The 16,309-nt window shown below is 70.5% G+C and carries 10 protein-coding genes; 5 read left to right on the top strand and 5 right to left on the bottom strand.

What is annotated here, in order from left to right; all coding sequences use genetic code 11:
- Positions 1–4: 4 nt before the first annotated feature.
- Positions 5–2,407, bottom strand: a complete 2,403-nt coding sequence (locus ABG085_RS03020) for a glycoside hydrolase family 3 N-terminal domain-containing protein (protein WP_347977968.1) — start codon at positions 2,405–2,407, stop codon at positions 5–7.
- A 243-nt stretch (positions 2,408–2,650) separates the two neighbouring features.
- Here ABG085_RS03020 and ABG085_RS03015 point away from each other — a divergent pair, with 243 nt between their 5' ends.
- A complete protein-coding gene (locus ABG085_RS03015; RefSeq protein WP_347977967.1) occupies positions 2,651–4,543 on the top strand; it encodes a glycoside hydrolase in 1,893 nt (630 codons plus the stop codon).
- A 99-nt stretch (positions 4,544–4,642) separates the two neighbouring features.
- Positions 4,643–5,845, top strand: a complete 1,203-nt coding sequence (locus tag ABG085_RS03010; RefSeq protein WP_347977966.1) for a hypothetical protein — start codon at positions 4,643–4,645, stop codon at positions 5,843–5,845.
- On the opposite strand, the gene ABG085_RS03005 is transcribed toward ABG085_RS03010, so the two are convergent.
- Positions 5,797–6,801 carry a LacI family DNA-binding transcriptional regulator gene (locus ABG085_RS03005; RefSeq protein WP_347977965.1) on the bottom strand — a complete coding sequence of 335 codons (1,005 nt, stop codon included), beginning with the start codon at positions 6,799–6,801 and terminating at the stop codon, positions 5,797–5,799. The two genes, ABG085_RS03010 and ABG085_RS03005, sit on opposite strands and share 49 nt — an antisense overlap.
- 110 nt (positions 6,802–6,911) lie before the next feature.
- Between ABG085_RS03005 and uxaC the strand changes: the two genes are divergently transcribed.
- Genes uxaC through ABG085_RS02990 form a run of 3 tightly spaced genes read left to right on the top strand, consistent with a single transcriptional unit; the run spans position 6,912 to position 11,737 of the window.
- Positions 6,912–8,456 carry a glucuronate isomerase gene (gene uxaC / locus ABG085_RS03000; RefSeq protein WP_347977964.1) on the top strand — a complete coding sequence of 515 codons (1,545 nt, stop codon included), beginning with the start codon at positions 6,912–6,914 and terminating at the stop codon, positions 8,454–8,456.
- The gene (gene manD, locus ABG085_RS02995; protein WP_347977963.1) at positions 8,453–9,691 is read left to right on the top strand and encodes a D-mannonate dehydratase ManD; all 1,239 of its coding nucleotides are present in this window, start codon (positions 8,453–8,455) and stop codon (positions 9,689–9,691) included. The genes uxaC and manD overlap by 4 nt, the downstream gene beginning before the upstream one ends.
- 48 nt (positions 9,692–9,739) lie before the next feature.
- The gene (locus tag ABG085_RS02990; protein WP_347977962.1) at positions 9,740–11,737 is read left to right on the top strand and encodes an alpha-glucuronidase; all 1,998 of its coding nucleotides are present in this window, start codon (positions 9,740–9,742) and stop codon (positions 11,735–11,737) included.
- A gap of 12 nt (positions 11,738–11,749) precedes the next feature.
- Here ABG085_RS02990 and ABG085_RS02985 read toward each other — a convergent pair whose 3' ends face one another.
- From ABG085_RS02985 to ABG085_RS02975, 3 genes are all read right to left on the bottom strand, one after another.
- Positions 11,750–12,442, bottom strand: coding sequence for a DUF624 domain-containing protein (locus tag ABG085_RS02985; RefSeq protein ID WP_347977961.1), 693 nt, complete (start codon positions 12,440–12,442; stop codon positions 11,750–11,752).
- 35 nt (positions 12,443–12,477) lie between these two features.
- Positions 12,478–14,490 carry a beta-galactosidase gene (locus ABG085_RS02980; RefSeq protein ID WP_347977960.1) on the bottom strand — a complete coding sequence of 671 codons (2,013 nt, stop codon included), beginning with the start codon at positions 14,488–14,490 and terminating at the stop codon, positions 12,478–12,480.
- A gap of 137 nt (positions 14,491–14,627) precedes the next feature.
- The gene (locus ABG085_RS02975) at positions 14,628–16,307 is read right to left on the bottom strand and encodes an extracellular solute-binding protein (protein WP_347977959.1); all 1,680 of its coding nucleotides are present in this window, start codon (positions 16,305–16,307) and stop codon (positions 14,628–14,630) included.
- Positions 16,308–16,309: the final 2 nt, after the last annotated feature.

Here is a 16,309-nt window from a genome sequence, read left to right as displayed (position 1 = left end):
GGCATCACGCCTCGCCGACGACCCGCGAGACCTCGATCCCCGCCCGCAGCCGACGGCGGTGATCCACCCGCCGTTCGGGCCCCGCGAGCACCACGGCGTGCGCCGAGACGAGATCCCCGCTGGATCTGCCTGCCGAGAGCACGATCCGGCCGGCGTCGACGACGCGCTCCCCCGCCGCACCGGTGTACGCGGTGAGGTCGGCGTGCACCCGTAACCGGACGTCCACGGCCTCACCCGGCTCGAGAGACACCCGGGCGTACGCGATCAGCTTCTGCAGCGGCCGGGCCACCGACGCGACCGGGTCGTGGAGGTACAGCTGCACCACATCGGCGCCGGCGCGCTCCCCCTCGTTCGTCACGCGCAGGCCGACGGTCAGCTCGCCGTCGGTCGCGATCTCGACGGCGTCGCCGACGAGCGGCGACCACGCGAAGGACGTGTACGACAGCCCGTGGCCGAAGGGGAATGCCGCCGTCGGGTCGATGTTCGAGACGTCGGTACGGCGCGCCAGCTTGGCCGCGAGGTATGTCGTGGGCTGGCTGCCAGGCGACGACGGCACGCTGACGGGCAGCCGCCCGCTCGGGTTGACGCGGCCGCTCAGCACGCCGGCGATCGCCGCCGCGCCCTCTTCGCCCGCGAAGAACGCCTCGATCACGCCCGCGGCGTCTCCCGCGGCGCGTCCGAGCGCGTACGGGCGGCCGGCCAGCAGCACGGCGACGGCCGGGGTCCCGGTGTCGAGCACCGCGTCGATCAGCTGCTGCTGCGCGCCGGGCAGGTCCAGCGACGGCGCGTCGCATCCCTCGCCGCTCGTCCCGCGCCCGAAGAGGCCGGCGCGGTCGCCGAGCGCCAGCACGGCGACGTCGGCTTCGCGGGCGGCGGCGATCGCGGCGTCGAAGCTGTCGCGTTCGCCCCCGTCGACGGACGTGCCCCGCTCGTGGATGATCCGCGCCCCCGGGAACTCCTCGCGCAGCGCGTCGAGGAGGGTCGGGATGCGGATGCCCATGTCGGTTCCCGGATGCTGCGTCACGACGTGCGTCGGGAACGAATAGCACCCGAGCATCGCGTAGGGATCGTCGGCGTTGGGGCCGATGACCGCGATCGTCGCGGGCCGGGCGAGCGGCAGCGTGCCGTCGTTGCGGAGGAGCACGATCGCCTCCTCCGCAAGTCGGGCCGCGAGCGCGCGGTTGCGGGGCGGATCAAGGTCGACGATGCCGCGCACCGCTTCGGGTGACGACAGGTCCGCCCCCGCGAGCGCGTCCGGAACGGCCGACCAGGCCTCGTCGAGGAGTCCGAGCTGCTGCTTCTGACGCAGCACCCGGCGCAGGGCTCGATCGATGAGCGCCGGGTCGACGACGCCCTCCTCGACGGCGCGTCGCAGCGGCTCGCCGAAGGTCTTCACGGTCGGCAGCTCGACATCGATGCCCGCCTCCAGCGCGGCGCCCGCGGCATCCGCCCACGAATCCGCCACCCCGTGGAGGAGCCTGAGGAAGGCGATGGAGAAGTAGTCGGCGACCACCGTCCCCTCGAAACCCCACTCGTCCCGCAGCAGGTCGGTGAGCAGAGACCTGTCCGCGGCGGTCGGCACGCCGTCGATGTCGGCGTAGGAGTTCATGACGCTGCGCACGCCGCTGTCTCGCACCGCCATCTCGAAGGGCGGAAGCAGCACGTCCTGCAGCTCGCGCGCACCGACCGACACGGGCGCCAGGTTGCGGCCGCCCTTCGAGGCCGAGTAGCCGACGAAGTGCTTGAGGGTCGCGACGATGCCGGCGGACTCGAGACCGGTCACGTAGGCGGTCGCGATCGTCGCCACCAGGTGCGGGTCTTCACCGATCGTCTCCTCGACCCGGCCCCACCGCGCGTCGCGGACCACGTCGAGCACGGGGGCGAGACCCTGATGCACTCCGACGGAGCGCATGTCGTCGCCGATGTGGCGGGCCATCCGCTGGACGAGGTCGGGGTCGAAGGTCGCCCCCCAGCTCAGCGGTACGGGGTAGGCCGTCGCCCCCCAGGCGGCGAAGCCTGCGAGACACTCCTCGTGCGCCAGGGCAGGAATGCCGAAGCGGGATGCCGCGCGCAGCCGTTCCTGCGTGCGCATCAGCGACAGTGCGCCGACGCCGGCGTCGACCGGCTTGGTGCCGAACGGCCTGGTCAGCTGACCGAGGCCCGACGGAAGCAGCGCGTCGAGGTCGACGGGATCCTCGACGTCGTGCTGGTGGGGCGCGACGTCGTTGCCTTCGTCCGAGGCCCCCACCCACACGCCGTACAGCTGCGCCAGCTCCTCGTCGAGCGACATGCGCGCGACGAGCGTCTCGACGATGTCGGAGTCGGCAGTGGCAACGTCGGCCGGCACGGAGCGCTCGACCTCGTCGGCCGTGGTCCTCTCGAGCGCGGCGGGGTCCGAAAGTTTCATGTCTGCGCCTTCACAGTTCGCTCGATCGAGACGAACCCACCGTCGATTCTCCCTCGCGAAACGGGCGCTGGAGCGAGCGGGAGAGTCTCCGCAGCTCGTACCGCGGTCCGCGCGTTCAGTGCCTGATCAAAGGGATAAAAGTCGTTGACGCTCGCTCCATCGCATGGCTAAGTTAACGTTTACATTACACGCCGACAGTTTCGAAGGAGAACTGTGAAGAAGACAATGTCGTTAGTTGCCGCTGTGGCACTGACGGGATCGGCGCTGGCTGTTCCCACCATTGCCACAGCCGATGACGCGACGGAGATCGACCTGCAGCCCGAAAGTGTGCAGCAGACCATCGACGGCTTCGGCTACTCCGCCGCCTTCCAGCGCACCCACCGCCTCAACATGCTCTCGGACGAGAAGAAGGCCGAAGCCGTCGAGCTCCTGCTCGGCGACACGGGCGTCGACCCGTCCATCCTCCGGCTGGGCATCGGCGGGCAGTCGATCAACACGTACGACGTGATGCAGTCGATCCAGCCCACCGACCCGGGCGGCCCGGATGCCCAGCCGAACTATCAGTGGGACGGCTACGACAACGGCCAGGTCTGGTTCGCCCAGGAGGCCGAGGCCGCCGGCGTCGAGTACATCTACGGCAACGCCTGGACCGCGCCCGGCTACATGAAGACGAACAACTCGCCCACGAGCGGCGGGACGTTGTGCGGTCTGAGCGGCGCAGCCTGCGAGAGCGGGGACTGGACGGACGCCTACGCCGACTATCTCGTCGCCTGGGCGGACTTCTACAAGCAGGAGGGCGTCGAGATCGACGGACTCGCGTTCGCGAACGAGCCCGACTACACCGCGACCTACGAGGCCATGCGGCTGACTCCGGCGCAGGCGGTCGAGTTCACCAAGACGGCGGGACCGGTCTTCGACGCGGCCGGCTACGACCTGCTGTGCTGCGAGTCGTTCGGCTGGAATCAGGGCAAGAACTACCACAGCGCGATCCAGGAGGATGCCGAGGCGGCGCAGTGGGTCGATGTGCTCACCGCTCACTCCTACGCCAGCCGCTCGGACACCACCTTCGAGACCGAGAAGCCGCTCTGGATGTCGGAGTGGGCCGCCTCAGTGGCCGGCCTCACGCAGTTCAACGCGAACTGGGACGGCAGCCCCGGCGCCGGCTCGGACGGCATCCGGATGGTGGATCACCTGATGGACACCCTGACCCGTGCGAACGCGACCGGCTACCTGTGGTGGCTCGGCGTGAGCCAGGGCGGATCCGGGTCGCTCATGGTCGTGGACGTCGAGAACGACACCTACACCGTGGGTGCGCGCCTCTACGGCATGGCCGCGTTCAGCCGGTTCATCCGCCCCGAGGCGGCGCGTTTCGATGCGGTGCACGCCATTGCGGACCTCAAGGTGGCGGCGTTCGACAACGCCGACGGCACGCGGGTCGTGCAGCTGCTGAACAACGGCACTCTGCCGATCTCGACCGACATCGACATCGACAGCCAGCCCACGGCCTACCTGAACGACCAGACCCACCAGCTGGTCGAGACGGAGGGCATCGCCACAACCGCCGACGGCAAGACGGACCTCGAGCTGCCTGCTCGGTCGCTGGTGACGCTCGTCGTCGAGCCGCGGCAGCCGGAGGGGGAGGGAATCCCGCTCGAGGCGACCGTGGCCGAGCCCGGTGAGCCCGGTTCGCTGTCGATGACGGTGGCCGACTTCGGCGAGGGGGTCGTGCTCGAAGCGGGCGCGAACGCCGGTGACCGGATCCGGTTCGAGGGGGAGCTTCCCGTCGTGACTGTCACCGATTCGCGCAACGCCGAGCAGGCGGGAGACGGCGGCTGGTCGGTCTCGGGCCAGTCGAGCGACTTCGACGCGGGCGGAGCAGTGCTGGATGCGGGCCATCTCGGGTGGTCGCCCGAGGTGCTCACCCCTCGTACGGGGGTGACCGCGGGTGCCCCGGTGCCGACGATACTCGACGGCGGCACGGGGCTGGCGGGCCCCAGTCGGCTCGCGGGGGCGTCGCCCGAAGGCCGGTTCGGCTCGACGGACCTGAGCGCGGGCCTCGCCCTCGAGGTGCCGGTGGACACCCCACCCGGCAGGTACACAGGCGTGCTGACCGTCACCCTCTTCCCCGAGGACTGACGCACGCACCCACATCGGCGCGGCCGGCCGCCCTCGGTCGGCCGCGCCCCTTCCCGCGTCGCCCATCGACGCATCCCCGCCCACACATCGGAGTCCGCGATGAATGTCCCCCATCTGCTCCCCCGTGCCGGCGCGGCGATCCTCGTCGGCCTCATCCTCGCCGCGCCCTCCGGCGCCTTGGCCGATGACACCGCTCCCGGCACGACCTGGTCGCTCTCCCCTGCCGGCACGGACGGCGACGGCGGAACCGACGACCGCGTCTCTCTGCGCCACGTGATCGGGCCCGGCGAGACGGCCGACGACCAGGTGGCCCTCACCAACTTCAGCCCGCACCCCGCGACGTTCGCGGTCTACGCGAGCGACGGGATCGTCACGCCCGACGGCAGCTTCGACCTGCTGCCTCCCGGCGAGCATCCTGTCGACGGCGGCGCGTGGATCGACATCGGCGCCGTCGGCGACGAGGATCCCACTGCGGGCGAGACCATGACGATCGAGGTTCCCGCCGACGAGACCGTGGTCATCCCGCTGCGGATCGCCGTGCCCACGGACGCCTCTCCGGGCGATCACCCGGCCGGGCTCGTGGCGCAGTTCGTGCCCGCCGAGGGCTCCGGCGTCGAGATGGCGAGCCGCGTCGGCGTGCGCGTGCATCTGCGGGTCGACGGCCCGGTCGTGACCGCACTGGCCGTCGATGCCGTCTCGGTCGCCTACGAGCCGTCGTGGAACCCGTTCTCACCCGGCACGGTCCGCGTCGACTACACCCTCGGCAATTCCGGCAACGTCCGCCTCGGCGCGACGTCCACCACCACGATCGCGGGACCGTTCGGCATCGCACCCGCGTCGCACGCGTCGACGATCCGCGAGATCCTCCCCGGCGACGCCGTGCAGGCCTCCTCGACGTTCGACGTCTGGCCCCTTCTTCTCGGCCACGGCGAAGTGCAGGTGGCGCCTGAGGTGGTCGGCGAGGACGTGCCCGCGGGGACGGTCGCCGCCTCGACGACGTCGTTCACCGTCTGGACGGTGCCGTGGTCGCAGATCGCCCTGCTCGCCGTCGTCTCCGCTGCGGTCGTGCTGATCCTGCGCCTGCGCCGGCGATCGTCCGCGCGCGTGCAGCGTCGGATCGACGAGGCGGTGGCCCGGGCGGTGGGCTCCGATGGCCCTGTCGCGGCGGGAGCGCAGCCCGATGCCGTCGACGCGCCTCCTGGCGAGGGTGGCCCTGCGACGGCGCCGACCCCTGCGCCCGCAGGCGCGGTGGCTCAGGCCGGGGGCGGCGCAGTGGAAGAGCGGATGGCGAGCCGCGGGTGAAGCGAGCGGTGGATGTCGCCCTCGGGGGCCGCCCCGCGCGCGTCGATGCGCTCGAGGAGCAGTTCGACCGCTGCATCCCCGAGTTCGCGCAAGTCGGCACCGACGCTCGTGAGGGGCGGCGAGGCCAGGTCCGTCACGAAGGTGTTGTCGAATCCCATGAGGCTGATCTGGTCGGGCACGCGCACTCCCGATTCGGACCATTGCGCCAGCATTCCGAGTGCGACGAGGTCGTTGTAGGCGATCACCGCGGTCGCGCCGGTCTGCAGCGCGCGGGCTGCGACCGCCCGGCCCCCCGCCGACGTCGGCGTGGAATCGGGAAGCTCGACCAGAGTGAGGTCGGGCAGCGCAGCCGCCGCTTCCGCGATCCCGCGCGACCGCCGGGCCTGCGACCACGACGTCGCCGGCCCGCCGACGTAGACGACCCGGCGGTGACCCAGCCCGTAGAGGTGGTCGATCGCGGCGCGACCTGCCGCGGACTCGTCGATGGTGACGGAGGGGATGTCCGGCCCGTCGTCGCCGAGATCGCGGTTGATGAGGACGCACGTGTTCTCGGCGACCACCTCGGCCAGCCGTTCGTCCGCCAGCCGCGACGAAGCGAGGATGAGCCCGTCGATCTGCGAGCGCAGCGCACGGATCTCCTCGTCTTCGACGTCGGCGCGCTCGGTCGTGTCCACCACGACCAGGCCGTACCCGCGCTCGCGCGACATGGCCTGGGCGCCCTTGGTCATCGACGAGAAGTACGGGTTCTCGATGTCGGGGACGACGAGCGCGATGACCCCGGTGCGGCCGCGGCGCAGACTCGCCGCGGCGCGATTGGGCCGGTAGCCCAGCTCGTCGATCGCGGCGAGGACGCGATCGCGGGTGTCGTCGGAGACCCGATGCGGCTCACGGAGGGTGCGCGACACGGTGGCGATCGAGACGCCCGATCGCGCTGCGACGTCATGGACGGTCACCATGTCGAACGGACACCTCACTCGCGGTTCAGGGCTCCATCATCCCAACCACCGTGACGGAATGCGCGATGGACACTAGGATAATAACGTTTACATTCCCGAGGAGCCCCCCTATGCCGGTCCACGGCGGCGACGACGCCCCCACTGCGCAGCAGCCGCTGCATCCTGATCGCGCCCTGCCGGCAGACCCCGGCGTACGGGCCCTGGCCCGCCGCATCCTGGCTCGGACTGCGGCGCTTCCCATCGTCTCTATGCACGGTCACGTCGATGTCGACATGCTCGCCGACGACGAGGCTTTCTCGGACCCGTCGTCGCTGCTGGTCACCCCCGACCACTACTTGGTGCGCATGCTGGTCTCCCAGTCCACCGCGCCCGGTCCGGTGCGGGAATCGGGGGTGCGCTCGGTCGCCGACCTCGGCGCGGGCGCGTCACGCGGCGCCGCGGTCGAGACCGACCCGCGCGCGATCTGGCGGCGATTCTGCGCCGGCTGGCCCGCGCTGCGCGGTACGCCCACCCGCTTCTGGCTCGAGCAGGTACTCGCCGAGGTCTTCGAAGCGCCGCAGCGCCCCTCGCCCGAGACGGCGGATGCCCTCTACGACCACATCGCGGACCGTCTCAGCCGGCCCGAGTACCGCCCGCGCGCGCTGTTCGAGCGCTTCGGCATCGAGCTGCTCGCGACGACCGATCCGGCCACCTCCGACCTCGCCGCCCACGGGCGGCTGGCGGCGGACGGGTGGGGAGGCCGGGTCATCCCCACGTTCCGCCCCGATCCGCTCCTGGAGCCCGGGCGAGGCGACTGGACCCGGCAGCTCGACGCCCTCAGCGAGAGCGCCGGGATCGACGCGCACGACTACGACGGCTACCTCGCCGCCCTCCGCGCCCGGCGGCGGGCGTTCGCGGACGCGGGGGCACGAGCCTCCGATCACGGTCACCGCTCCGCTCTCATGGCGCCGCTGGAACCCGCTGTGGCGCGCAGGCTGTTCGCCGCGGCACGAGACGGCGGAATCGATCTCGCATCCGCGTCCGCGTTCACCGGCCACATGCTGTTCCGGATGGCCGAGATGGCCACCGAGGACGGCCTGGTGATGCAGCTGCACCCCGGTGTCATGCGCGACCACGACCGCGGCATCGCGGAGCGCTTCGGGCACGACATCGGCTACGACGTCCCGGTCGCCGCCGAGTTCACGCACGCGCTGCGCCCCGTGCTCGAGGCGTTCGGCCACCACGAGGATTTCCGGCTCATCGTCTTCACCGTCGACGAGACGGTCTACTCGCGCGAGCTCGCCCCGCTCGCCGGCGTCTACCCCGCGCTGCGCCTGGGCGCGCCATGGTGGTTCCTCGACACGCCCGACGCCATGCGGCGTTTCCGTGAGGCGATCGGAGACACGGCGGGCCTGCGCAACACGAGCGGATTCGTCGACGACACCCGCGCGTTCTGCTCCATCCCCGCCCGGCACGACCTGTCGCGCCGCATCGACGCCGGGCATCTCGCCCGGCTCGTCGCCGAGCACAGGCTCGACCTCGATGAGGCGATCGAGGCGGCGGTCGAGCTGGCCTACACCCTGCCCCGTGAGAGCTATCCCGCGCCGCGACGGGCCGGCGCGGCCCGGACGGCACCCGGTGCGGCTGCCGTCGCGGAGTCCGGGTCGCTCGCATGACGGCGGTCGCGCGCATCCGATCGGCGGAAGTGCTGGTCACCAGTCCGTCGCGCAACTTCGTCACCCTTCGCATCACCACCGACGACGGCGTGGTGGGCCTCGGCGACGCCACGCTCAACGGCCGCGAGCTCGCCGTCGCGTCGTACCTGCGCGATCACGTCGTGCCGCTCCTCATCGGGCGGGACGCGCACCGCATCGAAGACACCTGGCAGTTCCTCTACCGCTCCGCGTACTGGCGCCGCGGGCCGATCACGATGAGTGCCGTCGCCGCGGTCGACATGGCGCTGTGGGACATCAAGGGCAGGCTCGCGGGCATGCCGGTCCACCAACTGCTGGGCGGAGCGTCCCGCGACGGGTGCCTCGCCTACGCCCACGCGTCGGGCGCCGACCTGGAGGACCTCGGCGACTCCGTCCGCGCACGCCTCGACGAGGGGTACCGCGCGATCCGGCTCCAGGTCGCGGTGCCCGGGATGGGCGGCGGGTACGGCATCGCCTCCGCACGCGCGAGCGGCGGTCGCTACACCTACGAGCCGGCGAAGCGCGCGGGGCTCCACATCGAGGAGGGGTGGGACTCGCGTCGCTACCTGCGATACGCCCCCGAGCTCTTCGAATGGGCACGCGCTGAGTTCGGACCCGAGGTGATGCTCCTGCACGACGTCCACCATCGCCTCACTCCCATCGAGGCGGCGCGGCTCGGGCGGGCGCTCGAGCCGTACGACCTGTTCTGGCTGGAGGACTGCACCCCCGCCGAGAACCAGGAGTCGCTCCGGCTCGTGCGCCGGCACACGACGACGCCACTCGCGATCGGCGAGGTGCTGAACTCGGTATGGGACTTCCGGACCCTCATCCAGGAGCAGCTCATCGACTACGTCCGCGCCTCGGTCACCCACACGGGCGGCATCACGCACCTGAAGCGGCTGTTCGACTTCGCCGGGCAGTACCAGATCAAGTCGGGAAGCCACGGTCCCACCGACATCTCGCCGGTGGGGATGTCGGCCGCCCTGCATGTGGGTCTCGCGATCCACAACTTCGGCATCCAGGAGCACATGGCGCACCACGAGCTCACCCACGAGGTCTTCCGCACGTCGTACCGCTTCGCGGACGGCTTCCTGCACCCGGGCGACGCCCCGGGTCTGGGCGTCGACTACGACGACGCCGCCGCCGAGCGCTTCAGCTACGAACCCGCGTTCCTGCCTGCGGCGAGGCTGGTCGACGGCACCGTGCACGACTGGTGAGACCTGAGGCCCCGGCATCCATCCCCCACCACCGACGATGAGGAACGCATGACTTCCGACGCACCCGCACCCAGCCGTTCGCTGCGCGAGCATCCGATGTGGCTGCCCGACGATCGCTTCGCGGCGCTCGGCGGCCGCACCGTCTCGGTCCTTGGCGAAGGGGACGTGCTCGACACCGTCCGCGCCGAGGCGGCGCGGGCCGGCATGACCCAGGCCGCCTCCACTCCCGACATCCTGATCCTGTCCGCCGGCGACGCGGCCGCCCACGGCCTCGGCGATCTGCCGACCGCCGACCTCGGCGCGGAGGGCTTCGTCCACCATGTGCGGGAGGGCCGGGTTGTGGTCGCGTACGGCGGCCCGAGCGGTGCGCTCTACGGCTGGTTCCACCACGTGCGCCACCTCGCACTCGGCGGCGGCGACGGCACGACGCGGCACGAACCGCTGCACGAGCTGCGGATGCTCGACCATTGGGACAACGTCGCGGTCCACCCCCACATGGGTCAGGTCGAGCGCGGCTACGCCGACGGCTCGATCTTCTACCGGGAGGGGATGCTGCGTGACGACCTCTCGCGCGTCGAGCGCTATGCGCGGCTCCTCGCGTCGATCGGCATCAACCGCGTCACGATCAACAACGTCAACGTCGGGCGACGCGAAGCGCGCCTGCTCACCGACGATCTCGGCAGCGTCGAGCGTCTTGCCGCGATCTTCCGGCCGTGGGGTATACGGACGCACCTGTCGGTCAACTTCGCCTCACCGCTGACCCTGGGCGACCTGGACACCTCGGATCCGCTCGAGCCCGCGGTGCAGCGGTGGTGGACGGATGCCGCCGCCCGTGTCTACGCGCGGATCCCGGACTTCGGCGGGTTCCTGGTGAAAGCCGACTCGGAGGGACAGCCGGGACCCTACGCGTACGGGCGCGACCACGCCGACGGCGCGAACATGCTCGCCCGTGCACTGGCGTCGCACGGCGGCCTCGTGCACTGGCGCGCCTTCGTCTACAACCATCGCCAGGACTGGCGCGACCGCACGACCGACCGGGCGCGCGCCGCCTACGACACCTTCGCGCCCCTCGACGGACGCTTCGACGACAACGTCGTACTCCAGGTGAAGTACGGTCCGCTCGACTTCCAGGTGCGGGAGCCGGTCTCCCCCGTCATCCCGGCCATGACCCGCACGCGCGTGGCCCTCGAGCTGCAGGTGACCCAGGAGTACACCGGCCAGCAGCAGCACGCGGTCTACCTGGGCCCGCAGTGGAGCGAGATCCTCGCGTTCCGGCCGACCGGCGACGACGGGCCCATGCTCGCCGAGATCGTCGCCGGCGGGATCGCAGCGGTGTCCAACGTCGGGGCCGACGCGTTCTGGACGGGCCACCCGCTCGCGCAGGCCAACCTGTACGCCTACGGGCGGCTGGCCTGGGATCCGGCGCTCGAGCCCGGGACGATCCTGGACGAGTGGATCGCGCTCACCTTCGGTCACGATGAGACGGCGCGCCGCGGCATCCGCTCGATCCTCGACGACTCCTGGCGGACGTACGAGTCGTACACCGCTCCCCTCGGCGTGTGCTTCATGGTGAGCCCGTTGAACCGCCACTACGGCCCCGACGTCGACGGCTACGAGTACTCCGCGTGGGGCACCTATCACTTCGCCGATCGCGACGGCATCGGCGTCGACCGGACGGTCGCCGGCGGCACCGGATACGCAGGCCAGTACGCCGAGCCGTGGGCCAGCCGGTACGAGTCGCTCGACACGGTGCCCGACGAGCTGATCCTCTTCTTCCATCACGTGCCCTACACCCACCGGCTCCACAGCGGCCGGACGGTCATCCAGCACATCTACGACACCCACTTCGCCGGCGTCGAGCGCGTGCGCGAGATGGTGGCGGCGTGGGACGCGCTGGAGGGCCGTCTGCCGGACGACCTCCACGCCCGCGGGCGGGAGCGCTTCGCGGAGCAGCTGCGTTCGGCGGTCGAGTGGCGCGATCAGATCAACACGTACTTCTGGCGCAAGTCCGGCATCGCCGACGAGGCCGGGCGAACGATCTTCTGACCGTTCCCCGCCTCACTCCGCGTCGGTGGTGAACCGCGCCCTGACGTCGGCGATCATCGGACGCGCGTTCGCGCCCGCGAGAGCCGCGAAGACGACGGCGGCGAGCGCGAGCATCCAGTCCGATCCGAACGTCACGAGCGCGATGGCCAGCACGAGGTACGAGGCGGCGCCGAGCGTCACCAGCGGCTTGGCGGCGAGGTAGTACAGCGCGAGGCGCGCGATGTCGCGCGCTCGGAAGCGGAAGAACGACGCGATCACCAGGGCGTGCGACGACCACAGCGCGAGGGCGACCAGCAGCACGATCGCAGCCCCTCCGAAGAACAGGTCCACCCCCACCGACGCGCCGAACGCCACGGTGGTGCCGAGCACCGTCGCGAGCGCGAGGGCGGGGATCCAGACCCACAGCACGTCGACGAGGTTGCGGACGTACGCCCGCCAGTACCGGGGCCAGACGTTCGTCTCGTCGGCCGACGCCCGTGCCGCCATCGTCGACACGGCTGCCGCGAACGCGGGGCCGAGCGGCACGAGGCACAGCGCGTAGAGCGGGATGTTGCTCGGATGACGCTCGAGCAGAAGGACGCCGGCGAGCCCCGGGGCGGCAGCGAGCAGGAAGCAGCACTCGACGACGACGAACCAGTACACCACCGTCGTGGCGCGCCAGAACGCGCCCTGGCGGGGATCCGAGGACGACGCGGGAGTGGTCACACCATCCATCCTGCCGGGCGTCGCGGCACCCGGCATCAGCCGGCCTCGATCACGGCGACGCCGTTCACCGCGAGCCGCAGCGGCTCCCCGGCGGTCACGGCGCGCCCCGAAAGGATGTCCGTCCCGGTGAACGGGGAGTGGACCTCCACGTCGACCCCGCTGTGGTTGAGCACGAACTCGTACCGGCGCCCGCCGATCTGGCGCGTCGTGTGTTCGAGGTCCTGGACGTCGGCGAAGACGCCGAGCAGCCCCTGCTCGGCGAGGGCGTGGCGGATCACCCAGTCGACCCCGCGCTGGTCCAGGCAGGCGCCGACGTACCAGGCCGAGCCGTCGCCGATCCCGTTCCGGGTGACGGCGGGGGTCCCCGCGTAGAAGTCCTGCGTGTAGGACCCGACCGGCTCGGCACCCTGCGGAATCACCAGATCGAAGACGAGGGAGGCCTCGCTGGGCACCTCGGGCTCGCCGGGGCGCGAGAGCACCACGGTGTTCGTCTGCGCCGGCGGCAGCGAATCGGTCTCGTCGACCCGCACCCCGACGATCCGGGCGAGGGGGCCGGGAACGTCGAGGAGGAAGGCGTTGTCGTCCTCGTCCACACGCCCGGAGAGCACGGTGGTCACCACCGTGCCACCGCGCCGTGCGACCGCTTCGAGCCGGGCGGCCGTGTCGCCCTTCACCATGTGGAGGAAGGGCGCGACCACGACGTCGTACCCCGACAGGTCGGCGGTGACCGGCACGACGTCGAGCACCGCGCCGGCCTGCCAGAGGGCCTCGTGATACTGGACCATCTGCTTCTCGTACTTGACGAACCGGCTGGGGCCGTCCGAGATCTCGAGGGCCCACCACGAGTCCCAGTCGAAGAGCACGGCGACCCGCGCCGGCGTCCGCGACCCCAGCAGCCGGTCTCCGACCGCCGCGAGCTCGGCGCCGAGCTCGGCGACCTCGCGGAACGCCCGGGTATCGGTGCGGCCCGCGTGGTTCAGCACCGCGCCGTGATACTTCTCGGACGCACCCTTGCTGTGCCGCATCTGGAAGAACAGCACCGAGTCCGAGCCGTGGGCCACGGCCTGCCACGACCAGAGCCTCATCTGGCCCGGCCGCTTGACGGGGTTGTAGTCGCGCGTGGACGTCATGGTCGGCGTCTGCTCCATGAGCCAGAACGGCTGGCCGCCCTTGATCCCGCGCATGAGCGCGTGGCTGAGCGCCTGACGCGAGACCGGCGACCCGTCGGTGGGGTAGTTGTCCCACGAGGCGAAGTCCAGGTCGTCCGCCCACCGGTGGTAGTCGAGGTGACGGTATATCGCCATCATGTTGGTGGTGGCAGGAAGATCCGAGTGCTCGCGGATCGCCGCCTTCTCCTCGCGGAAGGAGCGCAGGATGTTGTCGGTGTTGAACCGGTGATAGTCCAGCGTGATCCCCTGGAACGCCGTGTGGTCCGGGCTCTTCCAGTGCTCGGACAGGATGTTCGGCGGCACGATCTGACCCCAGTCCGTGAACCGGTGCGACCAGAAGTCGGCGTTCCACGCGTCGTTGAGGCGGTCGAGCGATCCGTACCGGTCGCGCAGCCAGAGGCGGAACTCCGCCGCGCACGATCCGCAGTAGCACAGCCCGCCGTACTCGTTGTTGATGTGCCACGCCACGACCGCGGGATGACCGGCGTACCTCTCGGCGATCCGGCCCGCCATCGCCGTGGCGAGCCGGCGGTAATTCGGCGAGCTCGTGCAGGCGTTGTGCCGCACGCCGTAGACGTGGCGGCGCCCCTCGAAGTCGACGCGGCACACATCGGGGTACGCGGTCGCGAGCCACGGCGGCACTGCGGCGGTGCCCGTGGCCAGGCACACCTTCCGCCCCTCGGCGTGGGCCCGATCGATGATGCGGTCCAGCACCGAGAAGTCGTAGGTCTCCTCATCCGGCTGCGAGAGCGACCAGGAGAACACCCCGACGGTCAGCAGGTCGATGCCCGCGAGGTCGAACGCGCGGTGGTCGTCGTCCCACACCTCCTCGCTCCATTGCTCGGGGTTGTAGTCGCCTCCATAGGGAAACTTGCTCATGGCTGGAAGAGTCATCGTGCTCTGCTCCTGGTGGCGGATCGGCGGGCGGACAGCAGGGAGAGGATCGCCGGGCGACGGCATCACTCGCAGGAACGGCCCCGCGTCCGGAGGAGGACGCGGGGCCGCACCCGCCGAGGTCAGTTGTTCTCGGCGTACCGCTTCTGAGCGGCGTTGACGATGTCGAGGTATGCCGTCATGTTCATCCCCTCGAGCTCCGCGACGTAGTCGTCCCATTCGTCCATCGACCGCTGACCCAGGATGAAGGACGAGGTGTTCTGCCAGACGTGGTCCTTGAGCGCCGACTGGTACAGCGACACCTGCTCGCGCTCGATCTCATCCAGCGGTGCGGGCGGCGGCAGCTCGAGGACCGTCTTGGTCGACATCGACTCGACGAACTCGAGCGCCTCGGGACGGAGCATCGAGCGGTCGAGAGCGAGGGTCGACCCGTGGACGAGCGTGAACACGCCGTTGGAGAAGCCGTAGTCCGCCTGCAGGTTCTCGGGTGCGCCGGGGTTCAGCCCCATCGCCGTGATGTTCTCGTTGAGAACCCAGGTGTCGTCACCCTCCTTGTCGTAGGTGACGCCCTCGACGCCCCACTTGGCGAACTCGAGACCCTCGTCGGAGTAGTAGAGCCAGTCGAGGAACTGCAGGAGAGCGAGGAAGTTCTCGGACTCGGCGACCTCCGACGAGAGCATGAATCCGCTCACGAGACGCTGACCGTACTGGAAGTTGTCACCGGCAGGACCCGCCGGCACTCGGATCATGCCGATTTCGGCATCCGTTCCGAGCTCCTCGATCGTCGAGCGGTAGCGCACGATCTCCTGGTCGTTGGTGCCCATCGCCATGGCCTGACCCGACGCGAACTTCTGCAGCGCCTGGTCGTCGTCCTGCGTGATGGCCTCGGGGTCGAGGAGACCCTCCTCGACGAGCGAGGCGTAGTACTCGACCAGGTCGCGGTAGCCGTCCGACGCGCCGGTGTACTCGAACTCGTCGCCGTTCCACCACACGCCCTGACCGTAGCCCCACCCGGCGGTCGTGCCGAAGTTCGGGGCCACGAAGCCGAGCGTGCCCTCGATCGGCCCGTTGGCCGACCACCGGTCGGTCATCGGGTACAGGTCGGGGTAGGCCTCCTTGACGGTGCGGAGCTGATCTGCGAACTCGTCGAAGCTCGCCGGCTCGAGGCTGAGGCCCAGCTCCTCCCAGATGTCGGTGCGCACCGCGAAGGAGTACTCGGGGCGCGGCTCTTCACGGAAGCCGGGGAACAGGTAGTACTTGCCGTCCTCCTGGCGGAGCTGGCCGAGGTCGTCCTCCATGTCCCACTTCTCCACTTTGTCCATGAAGTTCGGCATGTACTGGACGAAGTCGCTCGCGGGGAGGATGGCGCCGCCTGCGACGAACGAGACCTCCTGGCCGGGATACGTCACGGAGATGATGTCGGGAGCGTCTCCGGCGCCGATGACGAGTGACTTGCGCTGGTCCCATTCCGACAGCGGCGCGCTGACGACGTCGAACGTGACGTTCTGGTTCGCCGCCAGTTCCTCGAAGATGAGCCAGTTCTCATCGATCGGGTAATTGGGGTGGTCCCGGTAGAACAGTCCGAACTCGACGGGCTCGGTCGCCGTGAAGGTGTCGCCGACGCCGTAGTCCTCCATGGCTCCGACATCCTTGCCCGCGAAGTCGAAATCTGCGCCTTCGGCGGCTCCGCCGTCGTCCGGCGCGCTGCAGCCGCTCAGCGCCAGCGCGGCGGCGGTGAGCAGTGCACCGGCGAGCGTCGCGCCGCGTCGCGCGCGTCCCTTCGGTCGTATGTGCTGTGTCATCG

This window comes from Microbacterium sp. ProA8, assembly GCF_039905635.1.
Lineage (GTDB): Bacteria > Actinomycetota > Actinomycetes > Actinomycetales > Microbacteriaceae > Microbacterium > Microbacterium chionoecetis.
The sequence above is the reverse complement of the archived record's forward strand: the minus strand, read 5'-3'. Positions and strand labels throughout refer to the sequence as shown.

Coding starts and splice junctions, on each gene's coding strand:
- ABG085_RS03020 (WP_347977968.1), bottom strand. CDS start 2,407: ATGAAACTTTCGGACCCCGCCGCGCTCGAGAGGACCACGGCCGACGAG.
- ABG085_RS03010 (WP_347977966.1), top strand. CDS start 4,643: ATGAATGTCCCCCATCTGCTCCCCCGTGCCGGCGCGGCGATCCTCGTC.
- ABG085_RS03005 (WP_347977965.1), bottom strand. CDS start 6,801: ATGGTGACCGTCCATGACGTCGCAGCGCGATCGGGCGTCTCGATCGCC.
- uxaC (WP_347977964.1), top strand. CDS start 6,912: ATGCCGGTCCACGGCGGCGACGACGCCCCCACTGCGCAGCAGCCGCTG.
- manD (WP_347977963.1), top strand. CDS start 8,453: ATGACGGCGGTCGCGCGCATCCGATCGGCGGAAGTGCTGGTCACCAGT.
- ABG085_RS02990 (WP_347977962.1), top strand. CDS start 9,740: ATGACTTCCGACGCACCCGCACCCAGCCGTTCGCTGCGCGAGCATCCG.
- ABG085_RS02980 (WP_347977960.1), bottom strand. CDS start 14,490: ATGAGCAAGTTTCCCTATGGAGGCGACTACAACCCCGAGCAATGGAGC.
- ABG085_RS02975 (WP_347977959.1), bottom strand. CDS start 16,307: ATGACACAGCACATACGACCGAAGGGACGCGCGCGACGCGGCGCGACG.